The 20,716-nt window shown below is 40.0% G+C and carries 22 protein-coding genes; 16 read left to right on the forward strand and 6 right to left on the reverse strand.

Annotated features, from left to right (window positions below; translation table 11 throughout):
* Window positions 1-40 precede the first annotated feature (40 nt).
* Genes ATCC51562_RS06595 through cmoA form a run of 5 tightly spaced genes read left to right on the forward strand, consistent with a single transcriptional unit; the run spans window position 41 to window position 4,633 of the window.
* A complete protein-coding gene (locus tag ATCC51562_RS06595; protein WP_021091469.1) occupies window positions 41-385 on the forward strand; it encodes an NADAR family protein in 345 nt (114 codons plus the stop codon).
* Between the two features lie 41 nt (window positions 386-426).
* The gene (ligA, locus tag ATCC51562_RS06600; RefSeq protein ID WP_021091431.1) at window positions 427-2,370 is read left to right on the forward strand and encodes an NAD-dependent DNA ligase LigA; all 1,944 of its coding nucleotides are present in this window, start codon (window positions 427-429) and stop codon (window positions 2,368-2,370) included.
* Entirely contained in the window at window positions 2,360-3,073 is a 714-nt protein-coding gene (locus ATCC51562_RS06605) for a TlyA family RNA methyltransferase (RefSeq protein WP_021091474.1), read from the forward strand. The genes ligA and ATCC51562_RS06605 overlap by 11 nt, the downstream gene beginning before the upstream one ends.
* On the forward strand, window positions 3,039-3,932 hold the full coding sequence (locus tag ATCC51562_RS06610; RefSeq protein WP_021091507.1) for a bifunctional riboflavin kinase/FAD synthetase: 894 nt from the start codon (window positions 3,039-3,041) through the stop codon (window positions 3,930-3,932). The genes ATCC51562_RS06605 and ATCC51562_RS06610 overlap by 35 nt, the downstream gene beginning before the upstream one ends.
* Window positions 3,929-4,633 (forward strand): carboxy-S-adenosyl-L-methionine synthase CmoA, encoded by a 705-nt coding sequence (gene cmoA, locus ATCC51562_RS06615; RefSeq protein ID WP_021091423.1) that lies wholly within the window; start codon window positions 3,929-3,931, stop codon window positions 4,631-4,633. Before ATCC51562_RS06610 ends, cmoA begins: the two co-directional genes overlap by 4 nt.
* 148 nt (window positions 4,634-4,781) lie before the next feature.
* Here the strand turns inward: cmoA and ATCC51562_RS06620 are convergent, their stop codons facing one another.
* Window positions 4,782-7,061, reverse strand: a complete 2,280-nt coding sequence (locus tag ATCC51562_RS06620) for a molybdopterin oxidoreductase family protein (RefSeq protein ID WP_307781428.1) — start codon at window positions 7,059-7,061, stop codon at window positions 4,782-4,784.
* A 391-nt stretch (window positions 7,062-7,452) separates the two neighbouring features.
* Window positions 7,453-7,725 (reverse strand): 30S ribosomal protein S15, encoded by a 273-nt coding sequence (gene rpsO / locus ATCC51562_RS06630; RefSeq protein ID WP_004317763.1) that lies wholly within the window; start codon window positions 7,723-7,725, stop codon window positions 7,453-7,455.
* Window positions 7,726-7,871: 146 nt separating this feature from the next.
* On the opposite strand from rpsO, the gene ATCC51562_RS06635 reads away from it, so the two are divergent.
* Genes ATCC51562_RS06635 through ATCC51562_RS06665 form a run of 7 tightly spaced genes read left to right on the forward strand, consistent with a single transcriptional unit; the run spans window position 7,872 to window position 14,376 of the window.
* Window positions 7,872-8,276, forward strand: coding sequence for an RrF2 family transcriptional regulator (locus tag ATCC51562_RS06635; RefSeq protein ID WP_021091430.1), 405 nt, complete (start codon window positions 7,872-7,874; stop codon window positions 8,274-8,276).
* Between the two features lie 2 nt (window positions 8,277-8,278).
* Window positions 8,279-10,471 carry a flagellar biosynthesis protein FlhA gene (gene flhA, locus ATCC51562_RS06640; protein ID WP_021091485.1) on the forward strand — a complete coding sequence of 731 codons (2,193 nt, stop codon included), beginning with the start codon at window positions 8,279-8,281 and terminating at the stop codon, window positions 10,469-10,471.
* Between the two features lie 9 nt (window positions 10,472-10,480).
* Window positions 10,481-11,506 (forward strand): DHH family phosphoesterase, encoded by a 1,026-nt coding sequence (locus ATCC51562_RS06645; RefSeq protein ID WP_021091508.1) that lies wholly within the window; start codon window positions 10,481-10,483, stop codon window positions 11,504-11,506.
* Window positions 11,503-11,730: a hypothetical protein gene (locus tag ATCC51562_RS06650; RefSeq protein ID WP_021089755.1), complete on the forward strand. Its 228-nt coding sequence runs from the start codon at window positions 11,503-11,505 to the stop codon at window positions 11,728-11,730. The genes ATCC51562_RS06645 and ATCC51562_RS06650 overlap by 4 nt, the downstream gene beginning before the upstream one ends.
* A 9-nt stretch (window positions 11,731-11,739) precedes the next feature.
* Entirely contained in the window at window positions 11,740-12,150 is a 411-nt protein-coding gene (locus ATCC51562_RS06655) for a tetratricopeptide repeat protein (protein ID WP_021091535.1), read from the forward strand.
* A 16-nt stretch (window positions 12,151-12,166) separates the two neighbouring features.
* Complete coding sequence (locus ATCC51562_RS06660) at window positions 12,167-13,096, forward strand: aspartate carbamoyltransferase catalytic subunit (protein WP_021091436.1); 930 nt, start codon at window positions 12,167-12,169, stop codon at window positions 13,094-13,096.
* A 2-nt stretch (window positions 13,097-13,098) separates the two neighbouring features.
* Window positions 13,099-14,376: a dihydroorotase gene (locus ATCC51562_RS06665; RefSeq protein WP_021091488.1), complete on the forward strand. Its 1,278-nt coding sequence runs from the start codon at window positions 13,099-13,101 to the stop codon at window positions 14,374-14,376.
* Between the two features lie 87 nt (window positions 14,377-14,463).
* Here ATCC51562_RS06665 and ATCC51562_RS06670 read toward each other — a convergent pair whose 3' ends face one another.
* From ATCC51562_RS06670 to ATCC51562_RS06685, 4 genes are read right to left on the reverse strand one after another with little or no spacing between them, the layout of a single operon-like run.
* Complete coding sequence (locus ATCC51562_RS06670) at window positions 14,464-15,753, reverse strand: M28 family peptidase (RefSeq protein WP_021091527.1); 1,290 nt, start codon at window positions 15,751-15,753, stop codon at window positions 14,464-14,466.
* A 16-nt stretch (window positions 15,754-15,769) separates the two neighbouring features.
* On the reverse strand, window positions 15,770-16,027 hold the full coding sequence (locus ATCC51562_RS06675; protein WP_021091426.1) for a heavy-metal-associated domain-containing protein: 258 nt from the start codon (window positions 16,025-16,027) through the stop codon (window positions 15,770-15,772).
* A complete protein-coding gene (locus ATCC51562_RS06680; protein ID WP_009294140.1) occupies window positions 16,020-16,343 on the reverse strand; it encodes a hypothetical protein in 324 nt (107 codons plus the stop codon). Before ATCC51562_RS06680 ends, ATCC51562_RS06675 begins: the two co-directional genes overlap by 8 nt.
* The gene (locus tag ATCC51562_RS06685) at window positions 16,340-17,419 is read right to left on the reverse strand and encodes a transglutaminase-like domain-containing protein (protein ID WP_021091506.1); all 1,080 of its coding nucleotides are present in this window, start codon (window positions 17,417-17,419) and stop codon (window positions 16,340-16,342) included. Before ATCC51562_RS06685 ends, ATCC51562_RS06680 begins: the two co-directional genes overlap by 4 nt.
* A 91-nt stretch (window positions 17,420-17,510) precedes the next feature.
* Here ATCC51562_RS06685 and ATCC51562_RS09740 point away from each other — a divergent pair, with 91 nt between their 5' ends.
* The 4 genes from ATCC51562_RS09740 to ATCC51562_RS06700 all read left to right on the forward strand — a co-directional run bounded on the left by ATCC51562_RS09740 (window position 17,511) and on the right by ATCC51562_RS06700 (window position 20,556).
* The gene (locus ATCC51562_RS09740; RefSeq protein WP_002942642.1) at window positions 17,511-17,678 is read left to right on the forward strand and encodes a hypothetical protein; all 168 of its coding nucleotides are present in this window, start codon (window positions 17,511-17,513) and stop codon (window positions 17,676-17,678) included.
* A gap of 1 nt (window position 17,679) precedes the next feature.
* On the forward strand, window positions 17,680-18,549 hold the full coding sequence (gene cmoB / locus ATCC51562_RS06690; RefSeq protein WP_021091429.1) for a tRNA 5-methoxyuridine(34)/uridine 5-oxyacetic acid(34) synthase CmoB: 870 nt from the start codon (window positions 17,680-17,682) through the stop codon (window positions 18,547-18,549).
* Window positions 18,550-18,557: 8 nt separating this feature from the next.
* On the forward strand, window positions 18,558-19,091 hold the full coding sequence (locus ATCC51562_RS06695; RefSeq protein ID WP_021091468.1) for a Hot dog fold protein: 534 nt from the start codon (window positions 18,558-18,560) through the stop codon (window positions 19,089-19,091).
* Between the two features lie 187 nt (window positions 19,092-19,278).
* Window positions 19,279-20,556, forward strand: coding sequence for a major outer membrane protein (locus ATCC51562_RS06700; protein WP_021091496.1), 1,278 nt, complete (start codon window positions 19,279-19,281; stop codon window positions 20,554-20,556).
* The last annotated feature ends 160 nt before the right edge of the window (window positions 20,557-20,716 follow it).

The raw sequence follows: 20,716 nt of genomic DNA on the forward strand, positions 1-20,716 counted from the left end.
AGGCTTTGGAGAAAATTTATCTGCCAAAGATCCAGCGCAGATGAAGGCGCTTGGCAGGCAGGTGCATGGCTTTGACGCTAAGGTCTGGGATGAGATCAAATTTGGCGTCGTGCTAAATGCTACCTACCTAAAATTTAGCCAAAATGCACCTTTTCGAGACTTTTTGCTCCAAACTGGGAGTAAAATTTTAGTCGAGGCAAGTCCTGTTGATAAAATTTGGGGCATAGGTTTGGCCACAAGCGATGAAAATGCGCAAAATCCTACGAAGTGGCGAGGGCAAAATTTACTTGGCTTTGCGCTGATGAGGGCTAGAGACGAGATAGTAAAGGTCTATAAAAATGTCCATTTACTTGACGCTAAAGAGCTAAATTTAGATCATTTATAAAGTATGTTTAAGATAAAATGCGGTGTAAATTTGGAGCAAAAATGACAAAACAAGAGTATGAAAAAGCGGTAGAGACGCTAAATGCGTGGGCAAAGGCCTACTACGACGAGGATGAGCCACTTGCAAGTGACGAGGAGTATGACGCGCTATATCACGCTGTGCTTGATTATGAGCAGACAAATCCAAGCGAAATTTCTATCTTTTCACCTACAAAACGCGTGGGCGGCACCGTAAAAGAGGGCTTTAGCAAGGCTAATCACATCAAACGCATGTGGAGTATGGAAGATATTTTTGATCTAGCCGAGCTTGATGCGTGGCTAAAGCGTGGTGATAAAGAGAACTTAACCTTTGTTGCTGAGCCAAAATTTGACGGAGCGAGCTTAAATTTGCTTTATGAAAACGGCGTTTTGGTTAGGGCGATTACTAGGGGTGATGGCATTACAGGCGAAGACGTGACGCAAAATGCAAAGACGATAAATTCTGTTTTAAAGAGCATTGATTACAAAGGGCTAATTGAAATCAGGGGCGAGGTCGTCATAAGAAAAGATGACTTTGAGCTACTAAACGCAGAGCGTGCAAAAGAGGGCGAGGCGCCACTTTCAAACCCTAGAAATGCAGCTGCTGGAAGCCTAAGACAGCTTGATAGTGCGGTGACTGCTAAAAGAAAGCTACTTTTTATACCTTGGGGCGTGGGCGAGCATACTCTTGGGCTAAAAGATCACAGCGAGGTGATGAAATTTGTGCGTGATCTTGGCTTTGAAAGAGATGATTTTTTTAAAATTTTAACAAAAGATGAGCTTGAGGCTGCATACAACGAGCTTTTAGCAAATCGTGACTCAAAAAGCGTAATGATGGATGGCATGGTGATACGCGTAAACGACCTTACACGCTGCGAAGAGCTGGGCTATACGGTCAAATTTCCAAAATTTATGGTGGCGTTTAAATTTCCAGCCATTGAAAAGGTGACTAGACTAAAAGATGTCGCACTTCAAGTTGGCAGAAGCGGTGTAGTAACGCCTGTTGGCGTACTTGATGAGGTAAACATAGACGGCGCCAACGTAAAATCAGCCACGCTTCATAACTTTGATGAAATAGAGCGCCTTGGCGTTATGAAAAACGACTATATCGGCATCATCCGCTCAGGAGACGTCATTCCAAAGATAACAAAAGTTTATAAAGATAGGCGAGATGGCAGCGAGCAGGCGATAGAGAGGCCTAAATTTTGCCCAGTTTGCGGCTCGCACTTGCTTGATGAGGGAGCGTTTTTGAAGTGCCAAAATTTAAGCTGTAGGGCAAGAGTGGTTGGCTCAATAATTCACTACGCATCGAAAAAATGCCTAAATATAGACGGCCTTGGTGATGCGATCGTAAATTTGCTATTTGACAAGGGGTTAATTGCCTGCATAAAAGACATTTACGGCCTTAAATTTGATGATCTCATGGTGCTTGAGGGCTTTAAAGAGAAAAAGGTAAATAACCTTTTAAATGCTATTGAAGCTAGCAAAGGTGCAGAGCTATCGCGCTTTATCACGGGGCTTGGCTGCGAGCACATCGGCGAAGTAGCGGCTAAAAAGCTAGCAAGTAGCTTTGGGCTGGGCTGGCTTGACGCTAGCTTTGAAGAGCTAACCTCGCTTGAGGGCTTTGGCGTGGAGATGGCAAATAGTCTAATTGATTTTGCCGAGGTAAATAGAGCAGAAATTTTAGCTCTTAGCCAGATCGTGCAGCCAAGCGTGGCGCAGGTGCAAAGCGTCTCAAACGCGCTAAGTGGCAAAACGGTCGTGATAACTGGCACGCTAAGTCGCCCAAGAGATGAGATAAAGGCCGAGCTTGAGAGTTTTGGCGCAAAGGTTTCAAACTCAGTTTCTAAAAAAACGGACTTTGTCTTAGCTGGCGAGGAGGCTGGCAGTAAGCTTGATAAAGCAAATGAGCTAGGCGTGCGAGTGATCGATGAGAGCGAATATGAGAGGCTAAAACTTGAGGTTTGATAACTACGTCGCAAGCGTTTTAAACATAAGCAGAAACAAGGCGAGTGAGCTCATTAAATCTGGCAAGGTGCTAACAAATGGCGAAATTTGCACTAAGGTTTCAAGCGAGGTTAGCGAAGCTAAAATTTCGCTGCTTGATGAAATTTATGTTGGGCGAGGGGCACTTAAGCTAAAGAGCTTTTTGGAATCGATGAAATTTGATCTAGCTGGCAAAAACGCGCTTGATATCGGCAGCTCGACTGGTGGCTTTATGCAAATTTTGCTTGAGCGTGGCGTAAAAAGCGTGACTGGTGTGGATGTGGGCAATGATCAGTTAGACGCTAGCTTAAGAAGCGATGAGCGAGTAAAAATTTATGAAAAGACCGATATAAGAGAGTTTGCCAAGCAAGGACAAGATAAATTTGATCTAATAACCTGCGATGTTAGCTTTATCTCTTTGGCTGAAATTTTGCCTGCCATTTGTGAGCTAGCAAGTGAAAATTCGCTCATTATCACGCTTTTTAAGCCACAATTTGAAGTGGGTGTTGGCGTAAAACGAAATAAAAAAGGCGTCGTCACTGATATGAAAGCTATAAATTTAGCGATGAAGAGATTTGAAGTGATGGCTAATGGCTTAGGATTTAAAATGATAGCTTGCAAAGAGTGCGAAGTAAAAGGGAAAGAGGGAAATGCCGAATTTTTCTACGCTTTTAACAAAAGATAACATCACTGCCGTTGCGATCGGGCACTTTGACGGCGTGCATAGAGGGCATAAACAGCTTTTAAAGCAGCTTGGCGAGTTTGGCGGACTTGTCGTGATCGATAAAAATAAAGCCAACATCACGCCAAAGCTAAAGCGAGCGGAGTACTCAAACTATCCTTGCTTTTTGTATGATTTTGACACTATTAAAGGGCTTAGCGGCGAGGAATTTATCGCACTTTTAAAACATGATTTTAAAAATTTAAAAAAGATTGTTGTTGGATTTGATTTTAGATTTGGTAGAAATAGAGCGTGGGACAAGCACGATCTGAAAAGAATTTTTGATGGCGAGGTAGTGGTCGTTGATGAGGTTTGTTATGACGGCATGGGCGTGCATAGCTCGGCCATTAGGGAGCTGATACGCCAAGGAAATATCCATGAGGCAAACAGGCTAATAGGCAGGGAGTACTCAATCGAGGGCAACGTGATAAAAGGGCAGGGCATCGGTGCAAAGGAGCTAGTTGCAACGCTAAATTTGGATGTAAAAAACTATCTGTTGCCTAAAGACGGCGTGTATGCCACAAGAACTAGGATAGGCTCATATACCTACGGCTCGGTCACATTTATAGGCAATAGGCTTAGTACAGATGGAAATTTTAGCGTCGAGACACACATATTAGACGAGGTCACGCCAAAAGTAGCGAAGCATGTCGCGGTTTGTTTTATAAAACGCTTGCGAGATAATAAAAAATTTAACACACTTGAAGAGCTAAAAGAACAGATTAAATGCGATATAAACGGAGCTAGAGCTTGTGTTGGAGTGTGCGATCTTTTTGGCAACGAGACAATGAGATATTTTGATGGATACGGAGCTGGCATATGAGAGATGAAATTTTTAAAGAGCCTATAAGCAAGCAGTTTGAGTTTGACGACTTTGTGGCGAGCGTTTTTGATGATATGATCTCACGCTCGGTGCCATTTTACGACGTGAGCTCAAATCTAAACGCAAAGCTGCTAGCTAAAATTTTGCCAAAAGATGCAAGTGTATGCGACCTTGGCTGCTCGACGGCAAATAGCTTGCTTTTACTAAATAACCTTAGAAACGACCTCGTGCTAAGTGGCGTGGATAACTCTGAGGCGATGCTAGCAAACGCTAAAAACAAGGCAAAGGCATATGGTGCTAGTATAAATTTCATCCTAGCTGACATCACAGAGTGTGAGCTAACAGGCTTTGATGCAGTATTGGCAAACTACACCTTGCAGTTTATCAGACCGCCAAAAAGGGCTGACCTAGTGCAAAAAATTTATAACGGACTAAATGAAAATGGAGTCTTTTTATTTAGTGAAAAGATCATCTTTGAAGATAAAAAACTTACTAAAAGTGTTATAGAAATTTACGAGGACTATAAGCAAGCGCAAGGCTACTCACGCTATGAGATCGCCCAAAAAAGAGAGGCGCTTGAAAATGTGCTGGTGCCATATACCGAAGAAGAAAATAGAAATTTAACCCTAAATGCTGGCTTTAAGCGAGTCGAGAGCACATTTAAATGGGGAAATTTTATGAGTTTTTTGGCGTTTAAATAAATTTAAAAATATCTGCTTTTGTATTTAAATATAAAATTTAACCACAAATAGTGAAGTTAAAATTTAGATTTTTTGGCTTCGCAATGTCAAAATTTTTGGATTATGAAATTTGGTAGTAAAGAAATTTAGCGGGAGTTACCCGCTAAATTTACTCATTTATCGCTGCGTTTCCGTGGTGGTGGAAGTCATCGTAGATGATTTTTGAAGTTTGGAATTTTATGCGTTTTAGCTCGCGAACTCGTAAAAATTCTTCTTCATCGATCTTTTTGATCTGAATAGCTGCTTTAAATGTCGGAGTCTTACTGATGTAGTCCCAGCCACTGCTTGTTAACTCATTGCAAGAGCTCTCCCAGTAGTGGAAAGTCATCTGAATGATGCCATCAGGCACGATGTCTGTTACTTCAGCTTTTACGACGATATAGCCGTATCTACTCCATGCTTTGATGAAGTCGCCTTGTTTTAAGCCATATCTTGCTGCAAGTGCTGGATTCATTTCGGCGATAGGTCCGATGCTATCTCCACCCTCTTCGATCGCTCGTGAGCGTCTTGTCATAGTGCCAACGGTGTATTGATAGACTTTTCTAGTGGTTAGAAGCTGTATCGGATACTCATCGTCAGTCTTTTCATCGACTGAGCCAGCCATGATAGGATACTCAGGCGACATGTTCATTTTCTTGGCAAACTCAAGTTTTGCGCTCTCGATCTTATCGGCCTTATCCACAAAGAGGCATGGCACAAAACGACCCTTGCCATCAGGTGTGAAAAATTTCTTATCAAGATACAAGCTCTGACCGCCCATATCATCTTCGTTTGGACATGGCCAGTGAAGTCCGTGATACTTTTTGATACGGTAATAACTCATGCCACCATATCGTCTTGGGTCGCATTTTCTAACTTCTTCCCAAATTTCTTCTGGTGAGTTGAAGTTAAAGCCCTCAGTTGCTCCTAAACGGCGTGCGATCTCGCAAACGATCCACCAGTCTTGTCTAGCATCTCCTGGAGGTGTGATGACTGCTTCGTTGTGCTGTACGCGGCGCTCTGCGTTTGTATAAAGTCCTTCTTTCTCGCTACTTGCAACACCTGGAAGTATGACGTCAGCTTTTAGTGAAGTCTCGGTTAAAAATAGATCTTGTACGACGTAGAAATCAACATTAGCGATACCTTTTAAAAAGTGGTTGGTATTTGGCTCAGAGATGACTGGATTTTCGCCGATAGTCCAAAAGAAATGAACTTTGCCATCAAGTATCGCATCAGGTACTTCGGTTTTGTGAACGCCTATTTTTGAGCTCAAAAATCCAGGTTCTAGGTGCCACATTTTTTCAAACCAAGCTCTTTGCTCTGGATCAGTGACTGAGCCAAGATTTGGGAAGATATTTGGCAAAACACCCATATCGCAGCAGCCTTGAACATTCTCTTGGCCTCTTAGTGGTAAGTCGCCTGTGCCAAGCTCGCAGATGTTGCCGGTGATCAAGAATAAATTTGATACATCGCAAACTCCGCCAACGCCGTGGTTAAAGTGAGTTACACCCATACCGTGAGTGATAACAGCTGGCTTTGTGGTAGCGTACATCCTAGCAGCTGCTCTGATATCCTCTGGATTTAGCCTTGTGTATTTAGCCACGACCTCTGGAGCATAGTCTTTTACAGCTTCTTTGACATACTCAATGCCTATTGTGTGATCTCTTACAAATTCTTCATTTACAAGGCCTTCTTCGATGATGGTGTAAAGAAGTGCGTTGATAACTGGGATATTGTGCTCTGGCTCTAGTTGTAAGTGAATGTCAGCCCTGCTTGCAAACTCAGTCTTAATAGGGTCGATGACGATCAGTTTCGCACCACGGTTTAGTGCTCTTTGGATGTGCATAGCTGCGATTGGGTGACCATTTTCTGGGTTTGAGCCTATCATTAATATACAATTACTATAAGTGCCAATCTCTGTAAAGCTATTTGTGGCAGCTCCGTTTCCGATTGTTTTAGCAAGTCCTGCTACTGTCGGAGCGTGTCAAATTCTAGCGCAGTGGTCAACGTTATTTGTACCAATTACTGCACGCATTAATTTTTGAGCAACGTAGTTGTCCTCAAGTGTACAACGTGCTGAGAAATTTCCAGCTAATGCGTCTGGGCCATATTTTGCTTTGGTTTCTTTCATTTTTTCTACGACAAGATCAAGTGCCTCGTCCCAGCTGGCTTCTTCAAAATCACCATCCTTTGAAAATACGCCATTTTTCTTTCTGATAAGTGGTTTTGTGAGTCTATCTGGACTTGCAACGTAATCCCAGCCATAAAAGCCTTTTAAACATAAATTCCCTTGATTGACTGGATTGTCTTCAACGCCAGTGGCGGCACGAACGACATTATTTTCCACATGCAAGGTTACTTGACAGCCTGTCCCGCAATAAGGACAGATGACTTTGCCTTCTTTCATCATTTTCTCCTTTACTATACAGTAATGCATATTTTTATATGGATAATATTACTAGCCGGATTCTTAATCTTTAATAAAAATTCTTTATCTATAAAAATAAATTTTTAATTTAAGTTAAAATTAATTTAATTCTACTAAAGCCAATTATTTAGGGATTTTAAAATTTATTTAAAATTAATAAATTTATTATAAAAGAAATAAAGATATAGAGATTTAGCTTTTTATATAAAATGAAGAAATTAATTCTAATTTTACTTTATTTAAAAAGGTTATTCATATTGTGAGTAGATAAATTAATACTAAAGATGGAAAATTTTAAAATAGACTGTAAATTTTTGAATAAAAATATGAATAAAGGAAATTTAATAAGGAGAGCAGATCGCTCTCCGATAGATTATTTATCTCTTAAGCCAAGCTCAGAGATTAGTTTTGAATATGTAGTGTAGTCTTTATTTTTAAGATACTTTAAAAGTCTTTTTCTTTGACCAACTAGTTTTAAAAGACCTAAACGTGATGAAAAGTCTTTTTTGAAAATTTTAAGGTGTTCTGTAAGTTCAGTTATTCTAGCTGTTAAAAGAGCTATTTGAACTTCTGGAGAGCCTGTATCTCCCTCTTTTCTAGCGAATTTCGCAACTATTTGAGCTTTTTTAGCCGAATCCAAAGCCATAATGACCTCCTGATTGGTGAATTTTGGAAGAGCGATTATAGCATTTAAAACATAAAGTTAGATAAAACTACGCTTTTTAAAAATTAATGAAAAATGCAGTAAAAATTTAATAAAATTAGGGCTATTTAAAGACTTAAGGAAGATAAATGCTTTTTACAAAGGCAAGCGAATACGCTCTACTTTCACTTATTTTAATATCTCAAAAATCATCTCCAGTTGATGTTGATACGATCTCAAATGAACTTAAAATTTCAAAAAGCTTTTTAGCCAAAATTTTACAAAATCTTGCAAAAGATGGAATTTTAAAGTCGTTTAAAGGGGCAAATGGCGGTTTCGCGCTAAATAACAAACCTGAAAATTTAAGCATAAAAAAGATAATAGAGTGCGCTGAAAAACGTGAACTTAACGTCTTTGAGTGCTCATCTTCTGCGGATGGCTGCCCGTCAAATAAAGCCTCAAGCTGTCAAATTTGGTCGATGTTTAGCGGCCTTCAAAGCAAGATCGACGAGATGCTTGATGCGATCAAGCTAAGTGACATCGTTAAGAAGTAGACTTGGCAAAGCAAAAAAATAATATCTTAACTCTTGTTGCGCCGTTTCTTGCGCCAATTGTTAAGTTTAAAAGTCTTAGCATCGTTGGTATCATTGTTGCCATCCTTGCTATCATCATCGTACCGCTTCCAAGCGCGGTGCTTGACTTTTTCCTAGCACTTTCTATTTCGATTTCTGTGCTTATAATCTTAATTTCGATTTATGTGCCAAAACCAACCGATCTTAGTACGTTTCCGACACTGATCCTTATCGTTACGCTTTTTCGCCTCTCGCTAAATATCGCAACCACGCGTATGATCTTAAGCGAAGGTCACAACGGCCCAGAAGCGGTCAGCGAGATCATATCAAGCTTTGGAAATTTCGTAGTTGGCGGCAACTTCGTTATCGGCACCATCGTCTTTTGTATCTTGGTTCTCATAAATTTCATGGTCGTAACAAAGGGCTCAACACGTGTGAGCGAGGTGCAAGCACGTTTTACACTTGATGCGATGCCAGGTAAGCAAATGGCGATAGATGCGGACTTAAACGCAGGTTTGATTGATGAAAAAACAGCGCGCGAAAGACGCCAAGCCATCATCGGTGAGGCAAATTTCTATGGCGCGATGGATGGTTCGTCTAAATTTATAAAAGGTGATGCCGTCGCTGGCATCATCATCACTATCATTAATATCATCGGTGGCTTTGCTATCGGCTCGTTTCAGCACGGCCTTGATATGGCGACATCGGCTCAGTATTATACGATTCTAACCATCGGCGATGGACTTGTGAGCCAGATCCCAGGGCTTATCACATCAACAGCGACTGCTATCATCATCACAAGGGCTAGCAAGGACGATGAGGACTTTGCAGAAGGCACGTTAAATCAGCTATTAGGGGATTATAAAACCTTACTGATAGTGGGCTTCATACTATTTATGTTTGCCCTTGTTCCAGGGCTTCCGACTCTTTCTCTTGGCTTTATAGCAGTGCTATTTTTGGGACTTGGCTACATCATCAAGCAGACAAAAGATGGCGGGCTAAATTTAAGCCTTGCATCAAAAGACAAAACAGCTTCTAAAAAAGCTGGAGCCGCTACGCAAGGTGGAGCAGGGGCAGCTGTTAGTGGTGCCACTACTAAGGTGCCAAAGAAGAGCGACGAAGAGATCGCAAGAGAAGAAGAGACAAAGATAAACGATATCTTAAAGCTTGAAATTTTAGAACTCGACCTAGGATATGGTCTGCTAAAGCTAGCTGATGTGGATCTCATTGAGAGGATTCGTGCTATGAGGCGAAATATCGCTTCAAGTCTTGGCTTTTTGATGCCAAAGATAAGGATCCGCGACAACCTTCAACTACCGCCAAACGAGTACCGCTTTAAGCTAAAAGGTATCGTGATCGGTCAGGGTGAAATTTATGCTGATAAATTTCTAGCGATGGATAGTGGACTAGTTAGCGAAGATATCGAGGGGATTCCGACAAAAGAGCCAGCTTTTGGACTAGATGCGCTCTGGATCGATGCTAGCGTCAAAGAGGATGCCATACTTAGTGGCTACACGATAGTTGATCCTGCAAGCGTCATCTCAACGCATATGAGTGAGCTTATCAAGCAAAACGCAGCCGAGCTTCTAACTCGCCAAGAGACGCAAAATTTATTAGACAAGCTAAAGATCGACTACCCAGTTGTAGTCGAGGATACGCTAAGGATCGCACCTATAAATTTGATCCAAAAGGTTTTAAAAGCGCTGCTTAAAGACAATATCCCGATCAAAGATTTGCTTAGCATACTTGAATCAATTAGCGACATCGCCGAGGTTAGCAAAAACCTAGACATGATCATCGAGCACGTACGTGCAGCACTCTCACGTGTCATCACTTCGCTTTATGTCGATGAGAAAGGTCAGCTAAATTTTTACATTTTAGATAGTGCCGCACAGCAAAAGCTTATGGACGCGGTGCAGTATAAAGACGGTGCGTATCATCTTATGATAAATGTGGCTCAAACTTCATCGATCGTTCAGGCTCTAAGGCATGAAAAAGAGAAACGTCCGATGAGTCAGCATGGCGAAATGGTGCTTTGTGTGGAGCCAAGTCTAAGAAAATTTATAGCAAATATCTGCGCAAATTTTGCCATCGACATCGTGGTGCTAAGCTTTGCTGAGATCTCGGCAAATACGCCATTTGAAACGGTTGGCGTCATAGAAATAGAAAATTTATAAAGGAAAACGATGAAAATTTATCACCTCTCACACACCGATCTTGACGGATACGGCGCACAATACATAACAAATTTTTACTTCAAAGATGTGAAATTTTTAAACTCAAACTACGGCAGAGAGATAGATGATAAATTTGCTCAAATTTTAACTGAGATAGATGCCTCAAATGACGATAAAAACATCATTTTGATCACTGATCTAAATTTAACTCTAGCTCAGTGTGAGAGCTTTGAGGAGATGATAGAGGGTAAAAATATAAAGCTATTTTTACTAGATCATCACCAAAGCGGTGCCGAGTGCGCGAGTAGCTACCCTTGGTATTTTTTGGATAGTTCAAGGTGCGCTACAAAGATCACTTACGACTTTTTTGCGGGCATTTTTGGTCAAAACAAAGAGCTTGAAATTTTTAGTGACGTCGTAAATGCCGTGGATATCTGGCTAAAAGATGATAAAAATTTCGAAATGGGCAAAGTTTGCTTGGGACTTGTTGCAAATGCTAAAGAGATAAATAAAGTGATGTTTGAAGCTGAAAATAACCTCTATATGGATCATCTCTTAAAAGAAGCAAGCAAATTTTTTAACGAGAAAAACGACTATATCGGCCTTGATATGCAGGTGCATGCTATTAAGAAGTCATTTTTCAAAGAGGATAAAGACGATACGCTAAGTAATCTAATCTCAAACTACGTCGTAAAAAAACTTAGTGAAAATAAAGAGAAATTTAGCATCACTTATAAAGATCATAAAGGAATTTTAACCTACAATATCGGCAATGTTTCGGTCATCGGCAACGACTTTTTAGTGGCAAATCCTGAATTTGACTTCTTTATCGACGTGACAAATAAAAAAACGCTAAGCTTTCGCGCAAATGGCAAGCTAGACGTTAGCGCCATGGCAAAGCATCTAGTTGGTGGCGGCGGACACGTGAACGCAAGTGGCGGATTATTTGCAAATTTTAAAGATGGCTTTAGCTACGAGCCGATCAAGGCACAGATAGTTGATCTAATAACTAAAAAAACACAGGAGGAAATATGAAAGAAGAAGAGGTAAGCGTAGAAGAACTTAGCTATGAGCTTAGTATGGTGCTTGAGGCGATGTTCTACTATGCTGGAGTAAAAAAAGATAAACTTGAAGAGGCGGCAAATCTTTATGTTGAGTGCATCGATGATGCGTTAGAAAATTCTGACGCTAGCGGTAGCGACGAGGTCATAGAGATAGTTGAATATATGAAAAAACATCATTCAAAATTATTTAAATAAGGAAAGAAAATGAAGAAAATTTTAGTTTTAGTGGCAGCGGTTTTTGCGTTAAATACTATGGCAAATGAAAATTTAGACAAAGCAAACGAGCTTTATGCAAAGAAAAATTTTAATGAAGCTTATCTTTATTTTAATAAGGCTTGTGGAGAGGGCGAGAAAAAAGCTTGCACGATGAATGCGATCATGCTATTTAACGGCGACGGCGTAGCAAAAGATAGAGTTCAGGCTGAGAAAATTTTTACAAAAATGTGCGACGAAAATGAGGGCATGGCTTGCGAAAAACTAGGTGAAATGATCGCTTATGGCCTTGTAAAAGATAAAGATGCAAACGAAGCAAAGAACGAAGAAAAAGCAAAGGCTTTATTTAAAAAAGCTTGTGATAACGGCTACCAACCAGCTTGCGACTTTGTGACAAAATAAATTTAAGAGGCTTAAAATGGGCTACAAGCATAAAGATTTGATAGGAACTAGAGAGCTTAGCAAAGAAGAAATTTTATATTTTTTAGAGGCGGCGAAAGAGTTTAAGGAGCTAAATTTAAGCCAAGTGAAAAAAAATGACTATCTTCGCGGAAAGACCACGATCAACGCATTTTATGAAAACTCGACAAGAACTAGAACATCCTTTGAGATCGCAGCAAAGAGACTTGGGGCTGATACGATAAATTTCAGCTCGTCAAGCTCTAGTGTGACAAAGGGCGAGAGCCTAAATGACACGATGAATAACATGGCTGCTATGAGAACTGATATCATCGTGCTTCGTCACCCAAGCTCTGGAGCGGCGAAATTTGCAGCTGATAGGACAGAGGCTAGCGTCGTAAATGCAGGGGACGGCACAAATGAGCACCCAAGCCAAGCTCTGCTTGATCTTTTCACACTAAGAGAGCATGGCAAAATTTTAGATAAAAATTTAAACGTGGCGATCATTGGCGACATCGCTAGAAGCCGCGTGGCAAGGTCAGACATCTGGGCAATGAAGAAATTTGGCATAAATTTAAAGCTCTTTGCACCAAGGATGATGATGCCAAAAGATGCTGAGGTCTTTGAGTCTAAAATTTGCAAAAATATGGAAGAAGCCTGCGAGGGCAGTGATGTCATCATTATGCTTCGCATCCAGCTAGAGCGTGGCGGTGCGGACGTGGCATTTCCAAGCTCGAGAGAGTACTCAAAATTCTTTGGACTAAATAAAAATAGGATAAAGCTAGCCAAACCTGATGCGATCGTACTGCATCCAGGACCAATAAATAGGGGCGTGGAGTTAAATTCAGACGTGGCTGATGGCACGCACTCAGTCATACTAAATCAAGTTGAAAACGGCGTTGCGATAAGAATGGCGATACTAAATACGCTTGCAAAAAATAGGGGCTAACGATGAAAATAGCAATAATTAACGGCACTATCGTAAATAGCGACGAGAAATTTAAGGCAAATATCCTAATAGAAAACGGCAAAATAGCCAAAATCGGAAGTGAGAAATTTGAGGCAGAGAAGGTTATCGATGCCACAGATAAGCTAGTCATGCCAGGACTTATCGACATGCATGTGCATTTTCGCGATCCTGGTCAAGAGTATAAAGATGACATCATCTCAGGCTCGCAGGCAGCGGTGGCTGGAGGAGTGACAACCTGCCTTTGCATGGCTAACACAAACCCAGTAAATGACAATGCCTCGATCACAAGAGCGATGATAGAAAAAGCTAAAAACTGCGGGCTAATCGATCTTTTGCCAATAGCAGCCATCAGCAAAGGGCTTGGTGGCAACGAGATCGTCGAAATGGGCGATCTTATAGAGGCTGGAGCAGTTGCATTTAGCGATGATGGCCTACCAGTGACTAGCTCAAGCGTAATGAGAGCAGCACTTGAGTATTCAAGTATGTTTGGTAGCTTTTGTATAAGCCACTCAGAGGATTGCTCGCTTTGCAGACAGGGCGTCATGCACGAGGGCAAGGTCTCAGCCATACTTGGACTTCGCGGAATGGCAAGAGAGAAAGAGGAGATCGCAGTGAGTCGTGATATGCTACTTGCAAAGCTTACTAAAGCACACATCCATATCGCTCACGTAAGCTCGGAGTACTCGCTAAAGATCATCGAAATGGGCAAAAAAGAGGGCATAAACATCACGTGTGAGGCTACACCACACCACTTTAGCTTTAGCGACGATGAAATTTTGAAAAATGCTTACGATACAAATTTCAAAATGTCACCGCCACTTCGCGAGATAAGCGACGTAAAAGCGGTAAGAGAGGCGCTAAAAAGCGGTCTTATAGACGTTATCGCCACCGATCACGCCCCGCACCACACAGACGAAAAGATAGTAGAATTTGATAAGGCGCCATTTGGCATCATCGGACTTCAAACCCTTGTGCCACTCACTCTTAAACTCGTAAATGAGGGCGTTATAAGCTTAGAGCGCATGGTGGAGCTAACATCTACAAATGCAGCTAAGATGCTAAATTTAAAAGATAAAGGCAGGCTTGCTGAGGGCATGCTAGCTGACATCGCGGTGATAGATCCTGAGATCGAGTATGTTTATGATGAGAAGATAAACCGCTCAAAATCTATAAATTCTCCACTCTTTGGTAAAAAACTAAAAGGCGCAGCGACTACCACGATAAAAAGTGGCAAGATCGTTTATGAGTTTGGGAAATAGTCTAAAGTTGCTCGCACTTGCGGGCAAATTTGCTTTAGATGCTTTGAGATATAAAATTTGCTAGAAATTTCTAGCAAATTTTACTTTTTATGAGTTATATTTTTTAACGATACCGCGAACTACTTTTTCTATAAAAAGCGCAGATTCAACTTCGCAGCATTCTCTTGTTGAGTGAGGTGAGTGGATGTTTGGTCCTATTGAGCAAGCACTAAGACCCGCTTTTTTCTCTAAAAGTACGCCACACTCTAAACCAGCGTGAACGGCTGTTATCCTTGCATTTGGCTTATAAATTTTTAGCTCTTCTAGGATGTCGTTTGCAAATTTATCATTTATAGGCTTCCAAGCCGGGTTTCTATCTTTTGTAATGACGCTAAAGCCAAGTGCTTTTGCAAGCTCAGAAATTTCAAATTCCATTCTATTTAGTCCGTCTTTACTCATTGATCTAGCAAAAAACTCCACTTCAAGTATGCCATCATCTTTGATCTTTACAAGCGAGAGATTGACGCTATCTTGTGGTATGCCCAGCTCGCAGTTATAGGCTCTTACGCCTTGTGAAAATGAGTTAATAAGAGCTAAAATTTTCTCGCCATTTTCTAAAATTTCATCTCCAGTGCCAAGCTTTTTCACGCTTAAATTCTCACACTCGCTCTTTAGCTCTTTATCGCTTAGAACCAGTGCGGTTGCGCCACTTGGGATAGAGTTGCTTCGCTCGCCACCTTCAAATTTGACAAGCTTACAGCCATTTTTAGTCACAAACGCCGCTAAAATCTTGATCGCATTTGGGATATTTTTATGTATCTCATTACCAGAGTGTCCGCCAGGAAGCCCACTTACTTTTACTTCATAAAGCGTGCTCTCTTTTGTTTTTTTGCTATTAAGCGAGATAGTGGCAAATAAATTTACACCGCCAGCGCAGCCGATAGTGACGCGGTCGTCCTCTTCGCTATCTAAATTTAAAAGCTTATCGGCTTTTAGATCGCCACTAAAGCCAGTAGCTCCGATCATGCCAACTTCTTCGTTGTTTGTAAAGAGGCACTCAATGTCGTCAAATTCGCTTATCATCTGCATCATGATAGCCACGCCGATGCCGTTATCGGCACCTAAAGATGATTTTTTAGCCCTCATGTAGCCATCATCACCGTAAACTATTTCGATCTTTGGAGCATCGCCCATGCAGACCATATCATAGTGGCTTTGCAAGCAAATTTTTGGCTTGCCTTTAAACGCATGAATGTTGCCAAAGCTATCGACCGCGACCTCACAGCCCTTATCTTTTGCATAGCTAGCTAGAAAATCACGCATCTTATCAGTCTCATAACTGCAGTGTGGTATCGCAGCAAGTGTCTCAAATTTCTTTAAAATTTCACTCTTTGACATATCTGCCTCCGTAAATTTATTTTATCTCGCCCTTATAGCCAGTCGCATCGACCGCCTTTAAAAGCTCCTTTTCATCGACTTTGTCATCTGCTATAACGACGGCTTTTCGCTCTTTTAGCGATACATCTGCCTTTTTTACGCCCTCAACGCTAAGTGCAGCCTTTCGCACTATCGCTGTGCAAAGCGGACAGTGCATGCTAGGCACTGAAATTTCTATCTTTTTATCAGCGTAGCAACTAAGTGTAAGAAGGGCTAAAACTAAAATTTTACGCATAAATTTCTCCTAAAAGCTCCGGATATGTAAGGAGTAAAAGTAGTATCACTCCAAAAAGTATATATATAAGTATCCATTTTTTCTTTTTATAGCTTAGGTTGCAACTTTTTGGCTTGTAAAATAAAGCCACACCTGAGATCACAAAGCAAATGACCGCCACGACGCTTAAAGGGACGCGGTACTCGTATAAATTTTGTGTCCAAGATAGAAAAGAAAAAGATGTGCCAAAAAGCAAGAAAAGAAGTGCCGGTAAGCAGCACAAGGTAGCGCCTATAGCACTACCTATGGATGTTAGTATCAGCCAAAAGGCTCTCATTTTAGCTCTGTTGAGACGTAGTCGTAGCTAAATTCTTTTGGCGAATAGTAGTTTTGTGTGTTGCCATCAACCTCAGCGTATGGATAGCCAAAGTTGTTTAGCGGAGTTTGCTCTGGAGTTGGCTTTAAGATAAAGTCGCGTCCGTAGTTAAAGCCTATCCAGCACATCTCCCAGTTGCCAAAGCAATAATCCCTAACAGCTACGATCTTAGCGTCGTCGTTTGTTAATTTCTCGCCTAGTCTTACCTTTGTGACATCCGCTGGATCAACCGGTATCCAACCATAGCCTTTTAGGTAAAACTCAGCCCTGCAGTGCTGTCCGCCTGAAATTTTAGCCACGCCGTCTTTTGCGCTACCCATCTGATCTGAAAATCTAGACTGGCCAACCCTGATACCAAAAATTTCTCTTGCTGGGATGCCAACCGATCTGCAAAGTCCCACGAAAACTGAGTTTATGTCGGTGCATTTGCCAACTAGTTTGCCACTTTCAAGTATGGCTTTAACGTCGCCTGTGCCACATCCTAGGATGCTATTGTCACGCTGCATAGTGTTTGCAACCCATGTATAAATGGCCTTTGCACGCTCCAAATCGCCCTTTAAATTTCCAACGATCTCTAGCGCTTTTGCTCTTACGACGCCATCGGTTGGAATGTGTGAGGTTGGCTTTAGATACTCTAAAATCGCAGGATCTACCTTCTCGTTTGGATCGAAATTCACTTTGCTAAAGTTAGTATTTCGCTCTGTTGTTTGGATTTTAAACTGCACATTTAAAACAGGTCTTGGCTCATTTTCTTCAAAATCAGCATACATCGTTGGTATAAGCGTATCTGAGATATAAACATTTTTAGCAGTTGTGTTTATGACATAGTCTTGTGTTAGGTGTTGGTAGGTTGTGTTTATCGGAAGCGGTAACCAAATTTTTGAGTTTTTGCCCTTCTCAAGTAGCTGGTGTTTAAAATTTACATCAAAATTTCTAACTACTGGGCTTGCTGGCTCATCGCTAGCTAAACTAACATTTGGAAGCAGACTAGCTGCACCTAAAAGACCGCCAAATTTAAAAAAATCTCTTCTTTGCATGAGATGCCTTTTGTTTAATATTAGCCAAACTTGGCTCTAAAACTGCCTGCTATTCTAGCATAAAAATTTTATTTATGATAAAATCCGCCACATGAAAAAGATTATATTTTTAGGCTTTATAGCGTTATTTTGCAACGGTTGTCTTTACATGAATGAGCGCGGAGTTTCGACTCAATATTATAATGACTGTAAAGAGTATTATGACGCGACTGGCACCTACCAAAAAGAGTGTCCGCACAACATCGTCGACTGGAAATAGCGTGAATCTTAGTAAATTTAATGAGCAGCAAAAGCAAATTTTTAATAGGATAGAAAATTTATCAAATTTTGATTGCGAGCTCGAGTTAAAAGATAGTGTAAATGTGAAATTTAAGAATTTACATCAAGCTAGAAAAGATGAAATTTATGATCTTGCTCTTAGCCTAAAGCCTTGGCGAAAAGGACCATTTGAAATTGATGATATATATATAGATAGCGAGTGGCAAAGTTTTATCAAATTTAATATCTTAGCCCCTCATCTAAATTTAGCTGGTAAAAGCGTGGCTGATGTTGGTTGCAACAATGGATATTATATGTTTAAAATGCTTGAATACGGTCCAAAAAGCATAACCGGCTTTGATCCTAGCGTGCATACATTTTTGCAGTTTAAATTTTTAAACAAATTTATCCGCTCAAATATCGCTTATGAGCTTCTTGGTGTTGAGAGCTTGCCTGAGTATGGAGCTAAATTTGATACGATTTTTTGTCTTGGAGTGATATATCACAGAAGTGATCCTATTAAAATGCTAAAAGAGCTAAAAATGGCTTTGAATCCTGGCGGTGAGCTATTTTTGGATACTATGTATATTGACATGGAGGGTGATTTTGTGCTGAGCCCAAAAGATAGGTATTCAAAAATTCCAAATATCTACTTTGTACCGACTCTCTCAGCCTTACAAAACTGGTGCGAGAGGGCTAAATTTAGGGATTTTACCTTGCTTGATACGAAGGCTACTGATCTAAATGAGCAGCGAAAAACGCAGTGGATAGATGGTGAGAGTCTTGGAAATTTCTTAGACCCAGATGACAGTACAAAGACCATCGAGGGCTATCCAGCTCCAAAAAGAGCCTACGTGAGAGTTAAAATTTAAGGATAAATATGGCAGAAGAAAATATCTATGATATAAAAGATGAGTCGCAAATAATCTTACCAGAAGATGAAAACCCATTAAGAAATGAGATAAAAACTGCTCCACTTGCAAAGCTAAATTTTAGCGGAACCGCATTTTTGCTTGAGAAAAACCATGCAAAGACTAGATTTTTTACTACAGCTGATATGGTGTGCGATGCCGAGGGGCTTATTCATAGTGGGTTTGTTTTTATGGGGGCAAATCACGCTGCACTTTTAGCCATAAATGAAGAATTTTGCGTTAGTATCGGGGCTAGGATAAATTTCTTTGGACCGCTAAAGCTTGGTGACGTAGTGGAATTTGACGCTCAAGCAAGATTTGAAGAGAGCAGAAAAAGAGAAGTAAAAGTGCTTGGATACGTTAAAGATATAAAAATTTTTGAAGGAGTATTTCAACTTGTCACACTTGAAGAGCATATCTTCTTGGCTCAACAAAAAAATATCCAAAAAGAAGCTGCTATAAGGCAGAAAAAAGAACGAGAAGAAGCTAAGGCTAATAGCTAAAAGTAAGTAAAAATTTTTGATTTTTAATCCCAAATAAAACGAAATTTTAAAAAGACAATCTTTATCTCATTATCCTATTTTGGTAAATAATTGGTAACATTTTTTAAATTTTTAAGAAAAATTAAGCAATAAAATTAATTTTCTATGATAATATCCTTTCAAAACTTTTTATCAAAAGGAGATTTAGATGAAAATTACAAAAGTTAGCTTAGCTGCTTTGGTTGCTTTAGGTGCATTTTCAAGCGTTGCAAGTGCAACTCCACTTGAAGAAGCTATAAAAAATGTAGATCTTTCAGGATTTGCAAGATATCGTTATACAAATGATAACCGTGATAGAAAAGCTGATACAAAAGCTGGCACAAATGATACTGCTGGGCATGCGTTTAGAATGCAAACATCATTTAAAGCTGCAATTGATGATAACTTCTTTGGCGTTTTAACACTAAGATATGCTGCTACAGATGGTTCTGGTGACAACAATGAAAAAAGAGACGCCAATGGAGAAATAATTGATGGTACAGATAAAACAAATACAACAAATTCTTTTGGTGTATATGAGATGTATCTAGGATACAAAGTATCTAACACTACTATTACAGCTGGTAAACAACTTATCAAAACTTTCTATGATGATGGTGATATAGCTGGCACTGGTCTAAAAGCGGTAAGTACAGATGTGTCTGGCCTTACTTTAACAGCTGCTGCTTATGATGCATTAGAAGATAGCACTAATGAAATTGATGGACCTTTCTTAACTACTGTAACTAATAGCGCAACTTTCCATGATGCTCCTGCTAACCTCTATTATTTAGGTGCAGTTGGTAGCTATGATCCAGTATCATTTAAGGTAGCTATTGCAAATCTACAAGAAATTGCTACACTTTATGGTGCTGAAGCAGCATTTAGCTTTAATGTAACCGACGATATAAACCTAAACCTAAAAGGTCAATATGTTTATAGCGATTCAGATCACAAAAAAGTAGCTGATGCTGACTTTTGGGCTGTTCAAGCTGGAACAAAACTATTTGGTGCTAAATTTAATGCTGGCTACTTAGAATTTGACGCTAAAAATAAAGATAATGATGCTAGAAATAGTGGTAAAATCGCATTTACATCAATTGATGCAAATGGTCAGCTAATCAACCCAGCTAAAATATTAAATGGTGCAATGAGTGGTAGCAAACAGTTCTATAATAACATTAAAGGTGACAACGATTACTGGTTTGTTAATACTGGATATGACATAGATAAATTTGGTCTTGGTGCTGGTTATACTCAAGGTAAAGGTACAAGCTATGCTCTTAATAAAGAGAGAGCAAAAAGAAATGAGTGGTATGCACAAGCTAGCTACAAATATAGCAAAAAACTTAATTTCCTAACTTGGTATGCAGCTGCTAAAGACAAAAAAGATGGTGAAAGCTTTAAACAAAATCGTATAAGATTTGAAGCAAAATATAGCTTCTAAAAACATTTATCCGAGCGAGTTTTCGCTCGGACCTTTTCAAAATTTAAAATAGACTACATACAAAATTTCTCTATCTTTTTTGATTGACTCTTAGTTTTATAAAAAATATAAATTTTTAAATAGTGATTAAGTGTATTCTAGAAGCTTGAAATTTGAAATT

Origin of the sequence: Campylobacter concisus ATCC 51562 (assembly GCF_000466745.1) — a bacterium.
GTDB lineage: Bacteria > Campylobacterota > Campylobacteria > Campylobacterales > Campylobacteraceae > Campylobacter_A > Campylobacter_A concisus_B.

Coding starts and splice junctions, on each gene's coding strand:
- ATCC51562_RS06595 (WP_021091469.1), top strand. CDS start 41: ATGAAGGCGCTTGGCAGGCAGGTGCATGGCTTTGACGCTAAGGTCTGG.
- ligA (WP_021091431.1), top strand. CDS start 427: ATGACAAAACAAGAGTATGAAAAAGCGGTAGAGACGCTAAATGCGTGG.
- ATCC51562_RS06610 (WP_021091507.1), top strand. CDS start 3,039: ATGCCGAATTTTTCTACGCTTTTAACAAAAGATAACATCACTGCCGTT.
- cmoA (WP_021091423.1), top strand. CDS start 3,929: ATGAGAGATGAAATTTTTAAAGAGCCTATAAGCAAGCAGTTTGAGTTT.
- rpsO (WP_004317763.1), bottom strand. CDS start 7,725: ATGGCTTTGGATTCGGCTAAAAAAGCTCAAATAGTTGCGAAATTCGCT.
- ATCC51562_RS06635 (WP_021091430.1), top strand. CDS start 7,872: ATGCTTTTTACAAAGGCAAGCGAATACGCTCTACTTTCACTTATTTTA.
- ATCC51562_RS06645 (WP_021091508.1), top strand. CDS start 10,481: ATGAAAATTTATCACCTCTCACACACCGATCTTGACGGATACGGCGCA.
- ATCC51562_RS06650 (WP_021089755.1), top strand. CDS start 11,503: ATGAAAGAAGAAGAGGTAAGCGTAGAAGAACTTAGCTATGAGCTTAGT.
- ATCC51562_RS06655 (WP_021091535.1), top strand. CDS start 11,740: ATGAAGAAAATTTTAGTTTTAGTGGCAGCGGTTTTTGCGTTAAATACT.
- ATCC51562_RS06660 (WP_021091436.1), top strand. CDS start 12,167: ATGGGCTACAAGCATAAAGATTTGATAGGAACTAGAGAGCTTAGCAAA.
- ATCC51562_RS06665 (WP_021091488.1), top strand. CDS start 13,099: ATGAAAATAGCAATAATTAACGGCACTATCGTAAATAGCGACGAGAAA.
- ATCC51562_RS06670 (WP_021091527.1), bottom strand. CDS start 15,753: ATGTCAAAGAGTGAAATTTTAAAGAAATTTGAGACACTTGCTGCGATA.
- ATCC51562_RS06675 (WP_021091426.1), bottom strand. CDS start 16,027: ATGCGTAAAATTTTAGTTTTAGCCCTTCTTACACTTAGTTGCTACGCT.
- ATCC51562_RS06680 (WP_009294140.1), bottom strand. CDS start 16,343: ATGAGAGCCTTTTGGCTGATACTAACATCCATAGGTAGTGCTATAGGC.
- ATCC51562_RS06685 (WP_021091506.1), bottom strand. CDS start 17,419: ATGCAAAGAAGAGATTTTTTTAAATTTGGCGGTCTTTTAGGTGCAGCT.
- ATCC51562_RS09740 (WP_002942642.1), top strand. CDS start 17,511: ATGAAAAAGATTATATTTTTAGGCTTTATAGCGTTATTTTGCAACGGT.
- ATCC51562_RS06695 (WP_021091468.1), top strand. CDS start 18,558: ATGGCAGAAGAAAATATCTATGATATAAAAGATGAGTCGCAAATAATC.
- ATCC51562_RS06700 (WP_021091496.1), top strand. CDS start 19,279: ATGAAAATTACAAAAGTTAGCTTAGCTGCTTTGGTTGCTTTAGGTGCA.